The sequence below is a fragment of the Psychrobacter sp. T6-1 genome (genome assembly GCF_052258445.1).
Genome location: NZ_JBQQFC010000513.1, coordinates 1 through 1,162, shown reverse-complemented (window position 1 = coordinate 1,162; position 1,162 = coordinate 1). Strand labels below are relative to the sequence as shown.

Sequence of the window (1,162 nt, the reverse complement as noted above, 5' to 3'; positions counted from 1 at the left end):
CTTAGTCTTAGTCTTAGTCTCAATAATATCGATAGAAATAGAAACAACAACTATCGTCAAAACCAAATCAGCCTTACGTTATATTCAACCAACCTCTTACCTTTACTGATTGATATATGAAATATGCGACTAGTGCGGCGTCGGCCTTAACTCAATATCTGCAAAGAGGCGATACGCTACCGCTTACGCAGCTGCGTAGGCTTGGACTGATCTATAGCAGTTACCGATTAGTCATAAGTCTATTTTTCATACTGATGAGTTATGCTTCTATCGGTTCTGATGACAGCTCATTATTGCCAAGCTTACTACAGCAGACTGCTCTCGTTTTTTATGTCATCCTCAGTTTAATCTTGTTAGGTTTGTTTTATGTCGTGACCAAAGAGCCACGTCAGCAACTAATATTTGGCTTAGCGTTAGATATTGTGATCCTAAGCTTGCTGCTATATACCAATGGCGCGCCTGATTTACAGCTCACCATGCTCTATATGGTGGTCGTGGCGGCAAGCTTTATGTTGCTAAGCGGGTCACAGGCGTTGATCATCACCTTACTTGCGATTATCTTTGTTATTTACCAGCAGTTTTTTTATGCTATTGCTAATAGCATGAGCCTTAGCAATCTTGGCGACGCGCTCCTTATGTCCGCCAGCTTTTTGACCGTCGGGTTTTTGAGCTGGTCGATATCGCAACGTTTGGTACAAGTTGAAAAGCTAGCCGCTAAGCACTCAAACGAAGTAGAGCGGCTCAACACTATCAATCAAGAGGTTATCAAACAAATGGTCAACGGCGTCATTGTCATTGACCAAAAGCGCGTGGTTCTAGCCAACCGCGCCGCCCATCAGCTGCTCAATATCGCCTCGCGCTTTGAGGAGCAATTTAGTCAGCGTCATCCGCAGCTGTTTGCAGGTTGCCTGTCTGTTGCACCCGGTCAGTCACGTCTGTTTATTTATGAATTACCCAAATCAGATAGCGCCTCTATCGTCGGTAAACTGCGCGTACAACTCACTCCTTTAAAGGGTTCAAGTCAACTTATCATACTAGAAGATTTGCGCCGCGAACAAGCCAGCGCGCAGCAGTTAAAGCTGGCGTCTTTAGGTCAATTGACTGCCAGTATCGCACACGAAATCAGAAACCCTCTTGCCACTATCTCCCAAGCCAGCGAGCT

1 protein-coding gene is annotated in these 1,162 nt (G+C 45.1%); it reads left to right on the top strand.

The window, feature by feature from the left end; all coding sequences use genetic code 11:
• Nucleotides 1-116 precede the first annotated feature (116 nt).
• Nucleotides 117-1,162: PAS domain-containing protein (locus ACTXGO_RS14205; protein WP_443574970.1), on the top strand; the 1,046-nt coding region annotated here is incomplete at its 3' end.